Source organism: Rhizobium sp. BK602 (assembly GCF_014195095.1).
GTDB lineage: Bacteria > Pseudomonadota > Alphaproteobacteria > Rhizobiales > Rhizobiaceae > Rhizobium.
In genome coordinates, this window is record NZ_JACIBC010000006.1 from 110,360 (window position 1) to 127,189 (window position 16,830).

A 16,830-nucleotide genomic window follows, 5' to 3' on the forward strand; every position below is an offset into this window, starting at 1 on the left:
CGCTTTTCTTCGAATCGCGAAAACGCTCCATCTTCTTGTTTTTTCGCATTCCGGACGGAAAACTGCCGCGCACTTTTCCTGGAATTGCTCCGGGCAAAAAAATTTCTGATTTACGTACATCAGAAATCGCAGTAAGGGTTGGGTCAGGAGGAGCGGATGAGACCCACCGTATTCGATATCGCCGCCGCAGCGGGCGTCAGCCTCGCGACCGTGGACCGGGTGCTGAACCAGCGCCCGGGCGTGCGTCTGGTGACGCGCGAGAAGGTGGAAGCGGCCATCCGCGATATCGGCTACATTCGTGACGTGGCGGCCGCCAACCTCGCCAAGGGCCGCGTCTACCCGCTCGTCTTCGTCCTGCCGGCCGGCGACAATTCCTTCATGCACGGGCTCCATGCCGAGGTGCGCCAGGCGATGACGCGCTCGGCTCTCGAGCGCACCGAGATCCGCATCGTCGAGGTGCCGGCCTTCGATCCGCCGGCGCTGGTGGCGGCGCTCGACGCGCTGCGGGACGAGGATATTGCCGGCGTTGCGCTGGTGGCGACCGATGCGCCGGAGGTGCGTGCCGCCGTCGACCGGCTGGTGGATGCCCGCATTCCCGTCGTCACCCTCGTTTCGGACCTCACCGGCTCGGCGCGGCATCATTATGCCGGCGTCGACAATATCGCCGCGGGCCGGACGGCGGCGCGGCTGCTCGGCCGTTTTCTCGGCGGACGCAAGGGCGACATCACCGTGCTTGCCGGCTCCATGCTGGTGCGTGACCATCGCGAGCGCCTGCAGGGTTTTGCCGCCCTCATGGCGTCGGAATTTCCGCAATTGCGGCTGCTGCCGGTGCTCGAAGGCCGCGACGATCCGGACATCGCCAACGGGCTCGTTTCCGATGCGCTGTCGAGGGACAAGGACATTATCGGCGTCTACAGCCTCGGCGCCGGCAATCGCGGCCTGATCCGGGCGCTCAAGGCGGCGGGGCAGGGGCATGACCTGACGGTGGTCGTCCACGAGCTCACCGAGCATACCCGCGCGGCGCTGCTGGACGGCACCATCGATGCCGTTCTCAATCAGGATGCCGGCCATGAAGTGCGCAGCGCCATCCGCGTGCTGAAGGCGACGGCCGACGGCCAGGGGGTCATTGCCGCCCAGGAGCGCATCCGTCTCGATATTTTCTTGCAGGACAATCTGCCCTGACCATCGAAACAGGTGGCAGATCATAGGGAGTTACATCTGATGTATTTGGGTCTCGACCTCGGAACCTCCGGCGTCAAAGCGATGCTGATCGACGGCGACCAGAAGATCATCGGCTCGGCCAATGGCGGGCTCGACGTGTCGCGTCCGCATCCCGGCTGGTCGGAACAGGAGCCGGCGCATTGGATCAGCGCCACCGAGGAGGCGATCGCCGGCCTCAAGGCGACGCATCCGAAGGAGCTGGCCGCCGTGCGCGGCATCGGGCTTTCCGGACAGATGCATGGCGCGACGCTGCTCGATGCCGACGACAAGGTGCTGCGCCCCTGCATTCTCTGGAACGACACGCGCAGCTATCATGAGGCGGCAGCCCTCGATGCCGATCCGCGTTTCCGGGCGCTGACCGGCAACATCGTCTTTCCCGGTTTCACCGCGCCGAAGCTTGCCTGGGTCGCCAAGTATGAACCCGATATCTTTGCCAAAGTGCGTTGGGTGCTGCTGCCGAAGGACTATCTGCGCCTGTGGCTGACCGGCGAACATATCTCGGAAATGTCGGATTCGGCCGGCACCTCCTGGCTCGACACCGGCAAGCGCAAATGGTCGTCCGAGCTGTTGGCCGCCACCGGCCTCGATGAGAAGCAGATGCCAAGCCTGGTGGAAGGCACGGATGCCGCCGGCAAGCTGCGTGGCGAACTGGCGTCGAAATGGGGTATCGCCGGCGATGTCGTCGTTGCCGGCGGGGCAGGGGACAATGCCGCTTCCGCCTGCGGTATGGGCACGGTCAGCCATGGCGCCGCCTTCGTCTCGCTCGGCACGTCCGGCGTGCTGTTTGCCGCCAACGGCGCCTATCTGCCGAAGCCGGAAAGCGCCGTGCATGCCTTCTGCCACGCGCTGCCCAATACTTGGCACCAGATGGGCGTCATCCTGTCGGCGACCGATGCGCTGAACTGGCATTCGACCGTCACCGGCAAATCGGCCGCCGAATTGACGGGCGAACTCGGGGAGACGCTGAAGGCGCCGTCGAGCGTCACCTTCCTTCCCTATCTCTCCGGCGAGCGCACACCGCACAATGACGCGACGATCCGCGGCGCTTTCATCGGCCTCGGCCACGAGAGCGGCCGCGCCGTCCTCACCCAGGCGGTGCTCGAAGGCGTCAGTTTCGCCATCCGTGACAATCTCGAGGCGCTGCGCTCGGCCGGCACCGATATCGCCCGCGTCACGGCGATCGGCGGCGGGTCGCGCTCGCGCTACTGGCTGGCCTCGATCGCCACCGCGCTCGGCATTCCGGTGGACTTGCCGGCCGACGGCGATTTCGGCGCGGCCTTCGGTGCTGCCCGTCTTGGCCTGATCGCGGCGACCGGAGCCGATCCGATCGCGGTCTGCACGCCGCCACGGACGGCAGGCACGATCGAGCCGGTCACCGCACTCACCGGCGCCTATGAGGATGCCTACAAACGCTACCGCGCGCTCTATCCGGCCATCAAGCCGCTGAGCGCGGTCTAAGGGGCCCCCCTCACCGTGCCCTCTCCCCGAGGGGAGAGGGATACCGAGCTTGTGGCAGCCGCCCATACCTCTCCCCTCGGGGAGAAGGTGGCCCGCCCTTCGACAAGCTCAGGAGGTCGGATGAGGGGGCGTTACCGGCAAAATGAAGAACACTCGAATACCCAAAACCCTGAGGAGACAGGACATGAACACCGGATTTTTCGGCGATATCGCCAAGATCAAGTATGAGGGGCCGGACAGCGCCAATCCGCTGGCCTTCCGCTACTACAACAAGGATGAAGTGGTGCTCGGCAAGCGCATGGAAGACCATCTGCGCTTCGCCGTTGCCTATTGGCACACCTTCACCTGGCCGGGCGGCGATCCCTTTGGCGGCCAGACCTTCCTGCGTCCGTGGTTCCAGGACACGATGGAAGCCGCCAAGCTGAAGGCCGATGTCGCCTTCGAATTCTTCTCCCTGCTGGACGCGCCCTATTATTGCTTCCATGACGCCGACGTGCGCCCGGAAGGCAAGAATTTCGCCGAGAACACCAAGAACCTCAACGAGATCGTCGACTACTTCGCCCAGAAGCAGGCCGATACCGGCGTCAAGCTACTGTGGGGCACGGCGAACCTCTTCTCGAACCGCCGCTTCATGTCGGGTGCCGCCACCAATCCGGACCCGGACGTCTTCGCCTTCTCGGCCGCGACCGTGAAGACCTGCATGGACGCCACCCACAAGCTCGGCGGCGAGAACTACGTGCTCTGGGGCGGCCGCGAGGGTTATGAGACCCTGCTCAACACCGACCTGAAGCGCGAGCTGGATCAGATGGGTCGCTTCCTCAACCTCGTGGTCGAATACAAGCACAAGATCGGCTTCAAGGGCGCGATCCTGATCGAGCCGAAGCCGCAGGAGCCGACCAAGCACCAGTACGACTACGATGTCGCGACCGTTTATGGCTTCCTGAAGAAGAACGGCCTCGAAAACGAGGTGAAGCTCAATATCGAGCAGGGTCACGCCATCCTCGCCGGTCATTCCTTCGAGCATGAGCTGGCGCTCGCCAACGCGCTCGGCATCTTCGGCTCGATCGACATGAACCGCAACGACTACCAGTCCGGCTGGGATACCGACCAGTTCCCGAACAATGTTCCGGAAATGACCTTGGCCTACTATCAGGTTCTGGCCGGCGGCGGCTTCCAGAGCGGCGGCACCAACTTCGACGCCAAGCTGCGCCGTCAGTCGCTCGATCCGGAAGATCTGCTCATTGGCCATATCGGCGGCATGGATTGCTGCGCCCGCGGCCTGAAGGCTGCCGCGAAGATGATCGAGGAGAAGGCGCTCTCCCAGCCGCTCGCCGACCGTTATGCCGGCTGGGATTCGGCCGAGGGACAGAAGCTGCTGCGCGGCGAATATTCGCTCGACCAGATCGCCCAGTGGGTCGAGAGTAAGGATATCAACCCGCAGCCGAAGTCCGGCAAGCAGGAACTGCTGGAAAACATCGTCAATCGTTACGTTTGATCGACAAGATCCGGGAGGCGGTGCTCATCGCCTCCCGAGCTACCGCCGGAAGGCACGGCTCGAAATGGCTATGGAATTTCCTGAAGGGTCCCTGGCATTGGCGAAGACATAACCGTCTGCCTGATGCAAAGGTCCGAATTCAAGTCCCTCGGCAGCGCATTTGGCGCGGAAAGCTTCGACATCTTCCACGTCGAAGACCAGTTTCACGAGCACCTGGCCCATCTTTTGGGCCTTTCCTGCCTGATGGATCATCAGATTGGCGCCGCCATCCTGCGCCACTAGTTCGACAATCCGGTCGCCTTCGAGCCTGAGTGGCTTGAAGCCAAAATGCTTCTCGTAAAAGCTGATCGTCGCTTCGACATCGCGGACGTAGAGGGTGATTCTACCGAGCCGCATCGTTGACCCGCCTATCGCCGCATGCGCGATGGCGCCGATACCGAGTTGCGGACTACCAGATCCGGCCGCAGCAGGATTTCCGTTTCGGCTGGCTGCCCATTCGACAGGAGTTCGAGCAGGAGCGCCATCGCATGCTTGCCGATGGCGGTGCGTGGCTGCCGGATTGTTGTCAGCGAGGGTGACATGAACACGGCCTGGGGCACATCGTCGAAACCGGTCACCGAAAAATCCCCAGGGATATCGTAGCCGCGCGCCCTGAGCCCGATCATGACGCCGATGGCGGTCTGGTCGTTGACGCACATGAAGGCGGTGGGCAGCGTGTCGCGCATGAACAGCTGCTCGACAGCCAGCCGCCCGCTTTCAATGGTGCCGTCGCCTTCGACGATGATCCGGAGATCGGCATTGACGCCGGCGGCATCCAGCCCGGCCTCGTAGCCCATCCGCCGCCGGCTATAGGCGAGGCGGGTGCGCGAATCGCCGATGAAGGCGATCTTGCGGTGGCCTTCCGCAATCAGCAGATCGACGGCCTTGCGGGCTCCGGCGATATCGTCGACGCCGACATAGGGAATGCCGCCGTTGAAGACCGGCTCGAAGACGCCGACGCTCGGCGGCAGGCGCGCCGTCATCGTCTGGTGCCCGAAGGGCAGGATGCCGGTGAACAGGATAAGCCCCGCCGCCTGGTTCGAATTCAGGAATTTCAGATATTCCAGCCCGCGCTGGGCATCGTTCTGCGTATGGCCGATCAGAATGCCGTAGCCGTGTGACCGCGCTTCGTTTTCCAGTCCAATGAGAATGCTGGAGAAATTCGGGTCGCCAATATCGGGGGCTACGACGAGGATCATGTTCGACCGGCCGAGCCGCAGGCTGCGGGCCATGGCGTTGGTCGTGTAACCGGTGATCGCAATCGCCTGATTGACCTTCAGCCGCGTCGAATTGGCGACCTTCTCCGGCATATGGATGGCCCGGGAGACCGTGGCGATCGAAACATTGGCAATCCGGGCGACGTCTTCGATGGTTGCGGGCGTGGAATTCGACACTGCGTTCTGCCTTGGGTCTCGTCTCGCACCGGACACTACACAGACTTCGGTTGAGGTCAAAGGCGACCCCGAAATTTTGTGCAATACACAATGATGTAAACCTTTACACTCCATATGTAAAGGTTTACATAGCGTGGGAACGGGTGGAGCCACAGGGAGGAAACGATGGGTCCGGAGGCCGTCGACAGCGCGGTGGTGCTGTCCGCGAGACGAATTTGCAAGTCGTTCAGCGGCGTGCAGGTGCTGTTCAGCGTCAACTTCGATCTTCGCGCCGGCGAGATCCATGCGCTCATGGGCGAGAATGGCGCCGGCAAATCGACCCTCGTCAAGGTTCTCTCCGGTTTCGAGCAGCCGAGCTCGGGCGAAATCCTGCTCGACGGCAAGCCGGTAAAGCTGCCGCCGAACGGCGCGGCCGAAGCGCTCGGCATCGTCATCATCCACCAGGAATTCAATCTCGCAGACCATCTGACCGTCACCGAGAGCCTGTTTCTCGGCCGCGAGGTCACGCGTTTCGGCGTGCTCGACCGCAAGCATATGCGGGCGGAAACGCGGCGCGTGCTCGATCTCCTCGGTTCGCATGTCGATGAGAATGCATTGATTGGTACGCTTTCCATCGCCGACAAGCAGATGGTCGAGATCGCCAAGGCGATCAGCCGCGATGCCCGCATCGTCTTCATGGATGAGCCGACCGCCGTGCTGTCGCGGGAGGAAACCAATTTCCTGTTCAAGCAGGTGCGCAAGCTGCGCGACCAGGGCACCAGCTTCGTCTTCGTGTCCCACAAGCTCGACGAGGTCATGGAACTGACGGACCGAGTTACGGTCCTGCGCGACGGCCAATGGGTGAAGACGTCGCCGACCTCATTGCTCGATGGTGAATCGATCGCCCAGCTGATGGTCGGGCGCGAACTCTCCAGCCTTTATCCCGCCAAGAACGAGCCTGATGTCGATGAAGAGATCGTGCTCAGCGTCAACGCCGTTTCGACCGGCTATGTCCGCGATGCCAGCTTCGAGGTGCGCAAGGGCGAAATCCTCGGCTTTTCCGGCATGATCGGCTCCGGGCGCACCGAATTGATGGAGGCAGTGGTCGGGCTGCGGTCGCGGGCTGCCGGCGAGGTTGTGGTCAACGGGCAATCCGTGCCGGCGCATGATGTGCATGCGGCGATCGGCGCCGGGCTCGCCTATATGACCAAGGACCGCAAGTCCAAGGGCCTGCTTCTGAATTCGGGTATGACGGCGAACCTGACGCTGCAATCCCTCGATCGACATGGCAAGTTCGGTTATCTCAGCGCGGCGCGCGAGGCCAGCGCGCTGGCGCGGGCACGCCGCCGTTTCGATATCCGGGTCCGTGACGGCAATATCGTCGCCGGCCGCATGTCCGGCGGCAACCAGCAGAAATTGCTTCTGGCCAAGGTCATGGAGACCGAGCCGCAGATCATCATCATCGACGAGCCGACCCGCGGCATCGACGTCGGCACGAAGCAGCAGATCTATCATTTCATTTCGGCGCTGGCGCGCGACGGGCATTCGATCATCGTGATCTCGTCGGAGATGCCCGAGGTCATCGGCTTGTGCACGCGGGTTGCCGTAATGCGCGAGGGACGGATCGTCGGCATGCTCGAGGGCGAGGAGATCTCCGAGCAGGAAATCATGCGTTATGCGGCGGGCCTGAAGAAAAAGACGGCTGCCTGAGCGGGCGAAGTCAAGGACGAATTCCCAGGCAATAATGGGGGGAGGTTGGTTTTGGATATGAGTGTGGGCGAGGACAGCGGCGGGAAGACCGGCCGTCGAGGCCGCTTCTGGCAGGATATCGATCTGCGGGCCGTGGCACCGTTTGCGGCGTTGTTGCTGCTTCTGATCGTCGGTGCATTGGTCAACCCGAATTTCATCGGCATGACCAATCTCACCAACGTCGCGACGAGATGCGCCTTTATCGCGATCATCGCGGTCGGAGCGACCTTCGTCATCTCGGCGGGCGATCTCGATCTGTCGGTCGGCGCGATGGTCGCCTTCGTCGCCAGCCTGATGATCCTTTTCATGAACTCGGGCGTCATCGCAGATCCGAGCCTGATGCTGGCGGCGGCGGTGTTGTTTGCGATTGTCGCCGGTCTCCTGTGCGGCCTTGCCAACGGTCTGATCACGACCATGGGCAAGATCGAGCCGTTCATCGCGACCTTGGGCACCATGGGCGTCTACCGTGGCTTGACGACCTGGCTGTCGCAGGGCGGCGCGATCACCCTGCGCCCGGCGGAGGTGCAGGCGCTTTATAAGCCTGCCTATTATGGTTCCCTGTTCGGCGTGCCGGTTCCGATCGTGGTCATCCTTGCCGTCACCTGTGTCGCTGCTTTCATCCTTTACCGCACCCGCTACGGGCGGCATGTCATCGCCGTCGGCTCCAGCCGCGACGTCGCGCGCTATTCCGGCGTGGCGGTCAATCGCGTGCGCACCGTCGCCTTCATCATCCAGGGGCTTTGCGTCGCCATCGCGGTGCTTCTCTATGTGCCGCGGCTCGGCTCCACGTCGGCAACGACGGGTATTCTCTGGGAGCTTCAGGCGATTACCGCCGTCGTCGTCGGCGGCACGGCGCTGAAGGGTGGCGCGGGCAGGGTATGGGGCACGATCTGCGGCGCCTTTATTCTCGAACTGGTCGGCAACATCATGCTGCTTTCCAATTTCATCAGCGAGTATCTGCTGAGTGCCATCCAGGGCGCGATCATCATCATCGCCATGCTGGTTCAGCGCTCGCTTGCGCGCAAATAACGAATAGCCGGGTTAGGGGGCGCCCGGTTCTTGTGACAAGGCCCTGTCTCTATCTGGGAGGATAAGATGCGTAAAAGACTATTGGGACTGGCGGTTGCCATGGTGGCTCTGGCCGGCACGGTGCATGCCGAAGACAAGAAAGTGACCATCGGCGTGTCCATTCCGGCGGCGGATCATGGCTGGACCTCGGGCGTGGTCTTCCATGCCGAGCGCGTCGCCAAGCTGTTGATGGCGGAACATCCGGGGCTCACCGTCATCGTCAAGACGTCGCCGGATGCGGCAAGCCAGGCCAACGCCGTACAGGACTTGGAGACCCAGGGCATCGACGCCCTCGTGATCCTGCCGTCCGACCCCGATCCGCTCGTCAACGCCATCAAGGAGGTCAAGGACAAGGGCAAGTTCGTCGCTCTGGTCGACCGTGCACCGAGCAACAACGACAATTCCGTCCGCGATCTCTATGTCGCCGGCAACAATCCGGCGCTCGGCCAGACGGCGGGCGAATATATCAAGAAGAATACGCCGGACGCGCAGGTCGTCGTCATTCGCGGCCTGCCGATCCCGATCGACCAGCAGCGCCAGGACGGCTTCGACAAGGGCATCGCCGGCTCGAACGTCAAGGTTCTCGACCGCCAGTACGGCAACTGGAACCGTGACGACGCCTTCAAGGTCATGCAGGATTACCTGACCAAGTTCCCGAAGATCGATGTCGTCTGGTGCCAGGACGACGATATGGCCGTCGGCGTGCTGCAGGCGATCGAGCAGGCCAAGCGCACCGACATTCAGTATGTCATTGCCGGCGCCGGTTCGAAGGACATGGTCAAGAAGGTCATGGACGGCGACAAGCTGATCCCGGTCGACGTTCTCTATCCGCCGGCGATGGTCGGCACGGCGATGGAATTGACCGCCGCCAACTTCTACGACCAGGTTCCGGTTCGCGGCAATTACATCCTCGATGCGACGCTCGTCACCAAGGACAATGCCAAGGATTTCTACTTCCCCGATTCGCCGTTCTGATCGGCCGATCCGAGGGATCTGAACAGCTATGCCCGCCGGTTCCGGCGGGCATTTCGATGTGTGCCGTTACAAAGTTTCATGAGGCACGGCGATTTTTGCGGCACGTACCTCTTGCCGTCCGCGACGGGCCATGATTAGGTCTCGATGCATTCGACTTTCGGCCGGACGGCCCTATTGTTTTTCGTGAAAATTGCGCCTTGTTCCTCCGGAACTGGGTGTTGAGATGGATCGGAAACGTTTACAGAACGCGATCAGGGAGGAATTACAGATGAAGACGATCAAAGGCCCCGGCCTGTTTCTCGGACAATTCGCAGGCGATGCCGCGCCGTTCAACTCGTGGGATTCGATCACGAAATGGGCTGCCGATGCCGGCTATGTCGGCGTGCAGGTGCCGACCTGGGCAGGCCAGCTCATCGACCTGAAGAAGGCGGCCTCCTCGAAGGATTATTGCGACGAATTCGCCGGTGTCGCCCGCGCCAACGGCGTCGAAGTCACCGAGCTTTCCACTCACCTCCAGGGCCAGCTCGTTGCTGTGCATCCGGCCTATGACGAAGCCTTCGACGGGTTCGCGGCGCCGGAAGTGCGAGGGAATCCGAAGGCGCGCCAGGAATGGGCCGTCGAGCAGGTGAAGATGGCGCTGACGGCATCGAAGCATCTTGGCATCAAGGCGCATGCGACCTTCTCCGGCGCGCTCGCCTGGCCCTTCGTCTATCCCTGGCCGCAGCGCCCGGCCGGTCTCGTCGAGACCGCCTTCGAGGAGCTTGCCCGCCGCTGGACGCCGATCCTCAACCATGCCGACGAAAACGGCGTCGACGTCTGCTATGAAATCCATCCGGGCGAAGACCTGCATGACGGCATCACCTTCGAGATGTTCCTGGAGCGCGTGAAAAACCATCCGCGCGCCAACATGCTCTACGATCCCTCGCACTATGTCCTGCAGTGCCTCGACTATCTCGAGAATATCGACATCTACAAGGACCGCATCAAGATGTTCCACGTCAAGGATGCGGAGTTCAATCCAACCGGTCGCCAGGGCGTCTATGGCGGTTATCAGGGCTGGGTCGAGCGTGCCGGCCGCTTCCGCTCGCTCGGCGACGGACAGGTCGACTTCGGTGCCGTCTTCTCGAAGATGACGGCCAATAATTTCGACGGCTGGGCCGTGGTCGAATGGGAATGTGCACTGAAGCATCCCGAAGATGGCGCACGCGAAGGTGCCGAGTTCGTCAAGGCGCATATCATCCGCGTGACCGAGAAGGCCTTCGACGACTTCGCCGGCAGCGGCACGGATCAGGCGGCGAACAGAAGGATGCTGGGGCTGTCGTAATTTCTCTTCTCCCCAGCGGGGAGAAGATGTCCGAAGGACAGATGAGGGGGACGAGGAGCGTCGCGACGAGTGCCTTGAGCGACAAGCGAAAGGCTGTGTCCGCTGAAATCCCCCTCATCCGACCCTTCGGGCCACCTTCTCCCCGCTGGGGAGAAGGAGAGTTCAAATTAGTTTCCCAGGAGGACAAAATGGCAATCGAAGGATCATCGGAACAGACGCGCGAGCCGCGTATTCGGCTTGGCATGGTGGGCGGAGGCGCGGGCGCTTTTATCGGCGCGGTGCATCGCATCGCCGCGCGCATTGACGACCAGTTCGATCTCGTCGCCGGCGCGCTCTCGTCTTCGCCGGAAAAAGCCCAGGCTTCCGGGCGCGATCTCGGCCTCGATCCGTCGCGCACCTATTCCAGCTATCGCGATATGGCGATCCGCGAAGCCAAGCTGAAGAACGGTATCGAGGCGGTTTCGATCGTCACGCCGAACCATGTGCATTACGACGCCGCCAAGGAGTTCCTGAAGCGCGGCATCCATGTCATCTGCGACAAGCCCCTGACCTCCAATCTCGCCGATGCGAAGAAGCTGAAGAAGGTGGCGGACGAGAGCGGCGCGCTGTTCATCCTCACCCACAATTACACCGGCTATCCGATGATCCGCCAGGCGCGTGAGATGATCGCCAATGGCGAACTCGGCGATATCCGCATCGTGCAGGCGGAATATCCGCAAGACTGGCTGACGGAGAATATCGAACAATCCGGCCAGAAGCAGGCCGCCTGGCGCACCGATCCCTCGCAGTCCGGTGCCGGCGGTTCCACCGGCGATATCGGCACGCATGCCTATAATCTCGCCTCTTTCGTCACAGGCCTCGAACTCGACAGCCTTGCCGCCGATCTCGACAGCTTCGTCGAAGGCCGCCGTCTCGATGATAACGCCCATGTGCTGCTGCGCTTCAAGGCGAAGGGTTCGGAAAAGCCGGCCAAGGGCATGCTCTGGTGCAGCCAGGTAGCACCCGGCCATGAGAATGGTCTGAAGCTCCGGGTTTATGGCACCAAGGGCGGCATCGAATGGACGCAGGCCGATCCGAACTATCTCTGGTACACGCCATTCGGTGAGCAGAAGCGGCTGATCACCCGCAACGGCGCCGGCTCCGGTGCCGCTGCGGCCCGCGTCTCGCGCATCCCGTCCGGTCATCCGGAAGGCTATCTGGAAGCCTTCGCCACGATCTATACCGAGGCCGCGCGTGCCATCAACGCCCGCAAAAAGGGCGTGGCGGTCGATCCGGCCGTGGTCTATCCGACCGTCGATGACGGCGTGAAGGGCGTGGCTTTCGTCGAGGCCTGCGTGGCGTCTTCGAAGCGCAACGGCGCCTGGGTCAAAGTCTAGACCGAGAGATGTCCAGGGCGGCGCGGGTCGCCGCCCTGTCGCCGGTTTTGCTCGGGCTGCCATCGCTTGCTGCGGTTGCGGAAAGCTTGTAGCCGGCTCATTTTCGACGTCTGCAACGTTGCAGTTTTTCTCTAACCGACGCTGTACTTTGCCATTCGGCTTGGCTAAACCGCCGCTAGAACGGTTCAGTTTCTTACGGAATCCCTGAACCGCTCTATCTTTGTTTCCACGCAATTCCGGACGGAAAACCGCTTCGCGCTTTTCCTGGAATTGCGCTAGCGAAGCCACAACAGACGGGATTTTCATCATGGTCGATCCGAAGCTTCTCGCAGCCCGATTCCCCGGCGATTTCACCTTTGGCGTTGCCACCGCCGCCTTCCAGATAGAGGGCGCCACCAAGGCGGATGGCCGCAAGCCGTCGATCTGGGACGCCTTTGCCAATATGCCCGGCCGCGTCTATCAGCGTCACAACGGCGACGTCGCTTGCGATCACTACAATCGGCTGGAGCAAGATCTCGATCTGATCAAGGAAATGGGTGTCGAAGCCTATCGTTTCTCGATCGCCTGGCCACGCATCATTCCGGACGGCACCGGCCCGGTGAACGAAGCCGGCCTCGATTTCTACGATCGTCTCGTCGACGGCTGCAAGGCGCGGGGGATCAAGACCTTCGCGACGCTCTACCACTGGGACCTGCCGCTGACGCTTGCCGGCGACGGCGGTTGGACGGCGCGCTCGACCGCCCATGCCTTCCAGCGCTACGCCAAGACCGTCATGTCCCGCCTCGGCGACCGCCTGGATTCGGTCGCTACCTTCAACGAGCCCTGGTGCATCGTCTGGCTGAGCCACCTCTACGGTATCCACGCGCCGGGCGAGCGCAACATGCAGGCGGCACTTTATGCCATGCACACTATGAACCTGGCGCACGGGCTTGCCGTCGAGGCGATCCGTGCCGAAGCGCCGAAGGTGCCGGTTGGTATCGTGCTGAATGCCGCCTCGATCCTGCCCGGCTCCGATAGCGCCGAGGACAAGGCCGCCGTCGAGCGCGCCCATCAGTTCCACAATGGCGCTTTCTTCGACCCGATCTTCAAGGGAGAGTATCCGAAGGAATTCGTCGAGGCGCTCGGCGACCGCATGCCGCCGGTCGAAGAGGGTGATCTGAAGATCACCAACCAGAAACTCGATTGGTGGGGCCTGAACTACTACACGCCGACCCGTGTTTCCGACGACGCCGGCAGGAGCGGCGATTTCCCCTGGACGAAGGAGGCGCCGCCGGTCAGCGACGTCAAGACCGATATCGGCTGGGAGATCTACGCGCCCGGCCTGAAGCATGTCGTGGAAGACCTCTACAGGCGCTATGAACTGCCGGAATGCTATATCACCGAGAATGGTGCCTGCTACAATATGGAGGTGGTCAACGGCGCGGTCGATGACCAGCCGCGCCTCGATTACTATATCGAGCATCTCGGCATCGTCGCCGATCTGATCAAGGCCGGTTATCCGATGCGCGGTTATTTCGCCTGGAGCCTGATGGACAATTTCGAATGGGCGGAAGGCTATCGCATGCGCTTCGGCCTCGTGCATGTCGATTACGAGACGCAGGTGCGCACGGTGAAGAAGAGCGGCAAGTGGTATCGGGATCTCGCCGCGCAGTTCCCGAAGGGGAACCACAAGGCGGCTTGATGTAATTCTACCTCCCCCTTGAGGGGGGAGGTCGCTGCAAAGCGGCGGGTGGGGGTGACCTCCAGTGTCCGCAATGATCACCCCACCCCGGACCTTCGGTCCGACCGTCCCCCTCAAGGGGAGGGTGGCTATCGTCCGAATCGATGATGCCTGATAGGTCTTGCACATGATCCAGCGTCCGCTCTCCCTCTACGCGCTCTGCGGCAGTTTGCGGCAGGCTTCGACCAGCCGCAGGCTGCTGGAAGCTCTGCGCGCCGCATCGCCGGACGGTGTTTCGATAGAGATCTGCGATCTGATCGGCGATCTGCCGATCTTCAATCCTGATAGTGAAGGCGAGAAAACGCCTGCCATTGTGACGGCTTTCGCGGCAAAGATCCGCGATGCCGACGGGCTGATCGTGTCCTGCCCGGAATATGCCCATGGCATTCCCGGCGGCTTCAAGAACGCGCTTGACTGGCTGGTGTCGCGTGACGAGGTGCCGTTCAAGCCGCTGATGGTCGCGCATGCCTCGCATCGCGGCGACCTCGTATTGGAACAGCTTGACGAGGTGCTAAGGACCATGTCGCTTCGCATCGTCCAGGAGGCATTCCTGCGTGTTCCGATTGCCGGCAAGAGCGAGGAGACGCAGGCGGCGATCCTGATGGAGGCGCGGGAAAACGGCGCGCTCAGGGCCTCTCTCTCCCGTTTTGTCCAGGCGATTGCAGCCGACCGATGATTGGCCACCATTGCGATAAAAATACAACTATTTATCGCATGAATTATCGGTTCGCTTTAACCGTTTCTTGAAGACCTGACGGCAGACTTCGCCACTCAAGGAGAAGCGTGTTGGGAGTAGCTCTCAGGTCATTTCGGCGAAATGCGCAGCTCGGTCGTCATTCCATCGTGACGGCCGTTTTGCTTTCGTTCGCCCTGATCGTCGTCGTCGTCACCCTGATGGTGCTAACGGCGATTGGCCGCGTTGCCGATTATTCCAACAAGCTGGACGACGAACGCCTGTGGGAGACCACGGTCGGCGCGCTGAAAACCTTCGAAAGCCAGCTCGATGCGACGCTGCATGACTATGCCACGCGGGACGCCGCCGCCAGGAATGTCTACGGCGACAACGACCGGGAATGGATCGTCGGCAACTATGCCGAGATATCGTCGGGCGGCGCTCTGCTTGACATGGCGCTGGTGATCGATGACAGCAACAGGCCGATCGTTGCCTATCAGGACGGCAAGCCGATGGCTGGCCGGCTCGAGGATTTTTTCGATGCCTCGATCTGGGCGCTGGTCGACGAGGTGCGCAAGACGCGGGTGACCGGCGTGCCGGAGGCGAGCGGCTTCGTCATGAGCGCGAAGGGCATCGCCGCCGTCGGCGTGGCGACGATCCGTGAAAAATCCGGCCGCATCCCCGTGCCGGACGGCAAGCGCCGTTACCTGATCCTCGTCCGGCACCTCGATGCCGCCAAGCTCAAGATGCTGTCCAACGTCTATATCATCAGCGGGCTGCGGCTGATGCCGCCCGACACGAAGGCGAATTATGCCGTCTCGATCGTCGATCCGCTCGGCAAGTCGCTCGGGCGGCTGGTGTGGAATTCGCGCGGACCCGGCGACGTGAGCTATCAGCAGGCGCGGCCGCTGGTGCTCGGCGCTCTTGGGCTGGTCGGCCTGTTCTTCGTCGTGTTGCTGATCCTCGGATCGCTGGCGGGGCGCCGGTTGCGGGCGGAGGAAGCGCTGGCGCGTCAAGGCTCGCTGCGCGACCGGCTGAGCGGCCTCCTCAATCGCGAAGGACTGGGCCTCGATGTCGACCGGCTGGTCGACAATGCGCGTGCCGATGGCAGCAACGTGCTGCTGCTTTATCTCGATCTCGATGGCTTCAAGGAAATCAACGATTCCTATGGTCATGGCACCGGCGATCAGCTGATCCGTTCCGTCGCCGCCGGCCTGAATGTGCTCATTCCGCCGGATGCGGCACTTGCCCGGTTGGGCGGCGACGAGTTCGCCATCGCCTTTCCGAGCCGCGAATTGAACCATGCGCCGGCTTTGAGGCTCGCCGAGCACATACTGGATTTCCTGGCGGAGCCACTGGAGATCGGCCGCCGCGTGGTCGTCGTCGGCGCCAGCATCGGCATTGCCAGCTCTCCGGAGGGCCGCATCGACCGCGAGGAGCTGGTGCGCCGCGCCGATCTCGCCATGTACAAGGCCAAGGAGGCGGGCCGCGCCCGCATGACCTGCTACGAGACGGCGATGGATGCCGATCGCGAGGAGCGCAACGCGCTGGAACTCGACCTGCGCAATGCCATCGACCGGGAAGAACTGACGCTCGCCTACCAGCCGCTGGTCGATGCCGTAAGCCACGAGATGACCGGCGTCGAGGCGCTGGTGCGCTGGAACAGACCCGGCCACGGTCCGGTTTCGCCGGATGCCTTCATCCCCGTCGCCGAAACCAGCGGGCTGATCGAGGCGCTGGGGCTGCTCGTCCTGCGCAAGGCCTGCGAAGCGGCGCGGCAATGGCCGGATCTCAGGATCTCGGTCAATGTCTCGCCCGGGCAATTCCGCAATCCCGCCTTTGCCGACTATGTCCGGCATGTCCTGAAGAATGCCGGCATCGAGGCCGAACGTGTGACCCTGGAAATCACCGAGGGCTACATCATCCAGAATCCGGAGCGCACCCGCCAGTCGATCGAGCGGCTGAAGGCGCTCGGCGTCAAGGTGGCGCTGGATGATTTCGGTTCCGGCTTCTCCTCGATCGGCTATCTGCGCCAATTCGGCTTCGACCGCATCAAGATCGACCGCTCGCTGACCATGGACGTGCTGACGGATGCGCGCGCCCGCGACATGCTGCAGGCGACGGTGGCGCTGGCTCGCTCGCTCGATATTCCGGTGACGGCGGAAGGCATCGAAACGCAGGAGCAGGGGCAGGCGCTGCAGCTCTTCGGCTGCGACGTGCTGCAGGGTTATTTCTATGGAAAGCCGATGCCGGATGCGGAGATCAGCGCGCGGCTGGCGGCGCAGAGGCACCGCGTTTCAGACAGGGAACGCGATACCGCCGCCTGAAACGGTCCAGCACTCTCCGTAAGGGTTCGAAA

The 16,830-nt window shown here is 62.5% G+C and carries 13 protein-coding genes; 11 read left to right on the forward strand and 2 right to left on the reverse strand.

The genetic code is table 11. The features are described 5' to 3' along the window. Positions 1-156 precede the first annotated feature (156 nt). The 3 genes from FHX11_RS19700 to xylA all read left to right on the forward strand — a co-directional run bounded on the left by FHX11_RS19700 (position 157) and on the right by xylA (position 4,174). Entirely contained in the window at positions 157-1,182 is a 1,026-nt protein-coding gene (locus FHX11_RS19700; protein ID WP_184359708.1) for a LacI family DNA-binding transcriptional regulator, read from the forward strand. Between the two features lie 39 nt (positions 1,183-1,221). Next, positions 1,222-2,679, forward strand: coding sequence for a xylulokinase (xylB, locus tag FHX11_RS19705; protein WP_184359710.1), 1,458 nt, complete (start codon positions 1,222-1,224; stop codon positions 2,677-2,679). Positions 2,680-2,863: 184 nt separating this feature from the next. Further along, positions 2,864-4,174, forward strand: coding sequence for a xylose isomerase (xylA, locus tag FHX11_RS19710; protein WP_184359712.1), 1,311 nt, complete (start codon positions 2,864-2,866; stop codon positions 4,172-4,174). 39 nt (positions 4,175-4,213) lie between these two features. Here the strand turns inward: xylA and FHX11_RS19715 are convergent, their stop codons facing one another. Together FHX11_RS19715 and FHX11_RS19720 are read right to left on the reverse strand one after the other, a co-directional pair. Next, positions 4,214-4,570, reverse strand: a complete 357-nt coding sequence (locus tag FHX11_RS19715) for a VOC family protein (protein WP_184359714.1) — start codon at positions 4,568-4,570, stop codon at positions 4,214-4,216. A gap of 11 nt (positions 4,571-4,581) precedes the next feature. Further along, on the reverse strand, positions 4,582-5,607 hold the full coding sequence (locus FHX11_RS19720; RefSeq protein WP_184359716.1) for a LacI family DNA-binding transcriptional regulator: 1,026 nt from the start codon (positions 5,605-5,607) through the stop codon (positions 4,582-4,584). A gap of 165 nt (positions 5,608-5,772) precedes the next feature. On the opposite strand from FHX11_RS19720, the gene FHX11_RS19725 reads away from it, so the two are divergent. From FHX11_RS19725 to FHX11_RS19760, 8 genes are all read left to right on the forward strand, one after another. Next, a complete protein-coding gene (locus FHX11_RS19725; RefSeq protein ID WP_184359718.1) occupies positions 5,773-7,296 on the forward strand; it encodes a sugar ABC transporter ATP-binding protein in 1,524 nt (507 codons plus the stop codon). A gap of 57 nt (positions 7,297-7,353) precedes the next feature. Then, the gene (locus tag FHX11_RS19730) at positions 7,354-8,364 is read left to right on the forward strand and encodes an ABC transporter permease (protein WP_184360645.1); all 1,011 of its coding nucleotides are present in this window, start codon (positions 7,354-7,356) and stop codon (positions 8,362-8,364) included. A gap of 66 nt (positions 8,365-8,430) precedes the next feature. Beyond that, positions 8,431-9,378 carry a substrate-binding domain-containing protein gene (locus FHX11_RS19735; protein WP_184359720.1) on the forward strand — a complete coding sequence of 316 codons (948 nt, stop codon included), beginning with the start codon at positions 8,431-8,433 and terminating at the stop codon, positions 9,376-9,378. A 268-nt stretch (positions 9,379-9,646) separates the two neighbouring features. Continuing rightward, positions 9,647-10,702 carry a sugar phosphate isomerase/epimerase gene (locus tag FHX11_RS19740; protein ID WP_184359722.1) on the forward strand — a complete coding sequence of 352 codons (1,056 nt, stop codon included), beginning with the start codon at positions 9,647-9,649 and terminating at the stop codon, positions 10,700-10,702. 188 nt (positions 10,703-10,890) lie between these two features. Then, positions 10,891-12,078 carry a Gfo/Idh/MocA family oxidoreductase gene (locus FHX11_RS19745; protein WP_184359724.1) on the forward strand — a complete coding sequence of 396 codons (1,188 nt, stop codon included), beginning with the start codon at positions 10,891-10,893 and terminating at the stop codon, positions 12,076-12,078. A gap of 307 nt (positions 12,079-12,385) precedes the next feature. Then, complete coding sequence (locus tag FHX11_RS19750; protein WP_184359726.1) at positions 12,386-13,759, forward strand: GH1 family beta-glucosidase; 1,374 nt, start codon at positions 12,386-12,388, stop codon at positions 13,757-13,759. Between the two features lie 169 nt (positions 13,760-13,928). Then, the gene (locus tag FHX11_RS19755) at positions 13,929-14,474 is read left to right on the forward strand and encodes an NADPH-dependent FMN reductase (protein ID WP_184360648.1); all 546 of its coding nucleotides are present in this window, start codon (positions 13,929-13,931) and stop codon (positions 14,472-14,474) included. A gap of 110 nt (positions 14,475-14,584) precedes the next feature. Then, positions 14,585-16,798 (forward strand): bifunctional diguanylate cyclase/phosphodiesterase, encoded by a 2,214-nt coding sequence (locus tag FHX11_RS19760; protein WP_184359728.1) that lies wholly within the window; start codon positions 14,585-14,587, stop codon positions 16,796-16,798. Positions 16,799-16,830 lie beyond the last annotated feature (32 nt).

Coding starts and splice junctions, on each gene's coding strand:
- FHX11_RS19725 (WP_184359718.1), top strand. CDS start 5,773: ATGGGTCCGGAGGCCGTCGACAGCGCGGTGGTGCTGTCCGCGAGACGA.
- FHX11_RS19750 (WP_184359726.1), top strand. CDS start 12,386: ATGGTCGATCCGAAGCTTCTCGCAGCCCGATTCCCCGGCGATTTCACC.
- FHX11_RS19715 (WP_184359714.1), bottom strand. CDS start 4,570: ATGCGGCTCGGTAGAATCACCCTCTACGTCCGCGATGTCGAAGCGACG.
- FHX11_RS19745 (WP_184359724.1), top strand. CDS start 10,891: ATGGCAATCGAAGGATCATCGGAACAGACGCGCGAGCCGCGTATTCGG.
- FHX11_RS19700 (WP_184359708.1), top strand. CDS start 157: ATGAGACCCACCGTATTCGATATCGCCGCCGCAGCGGGCGTCAGCCTC.
- xylB (WP_184359710.1), top strand. CDS start 1,222: ATGTATTTGGGTCTCGACCTCGGAACCTCCGGCGTCAAAGCGATGCTG.
- FHX11_RS19740 (WP_184359722.1), top strand. CDS start 9,647: ATGAAGACGATCAAAGGCCCCGGCCTGTTTCTCGGACAATTCGCAGGC.
- FHX11_RS19730 (WP_184360645.1), top strand. CDS start 7,354: ATGAGTGTGGGCGAGGACAGCGGCGGGAAGACCGGCCGTCGAGGCCGC.
- xylA (WP_184359712.1), top strand. CDS start 2,864: ATGAACACCGGATTTTTCGGCGATATCGCCAAGATCAAGTATGAGGGG.
- FHX11_RS19735 (WP_184359720.1), top strand. CDS start 8,431: ATGCGTAAAAGACTATTGGGACTGGCGGTTGCCATGGTGGCTCTGGCC.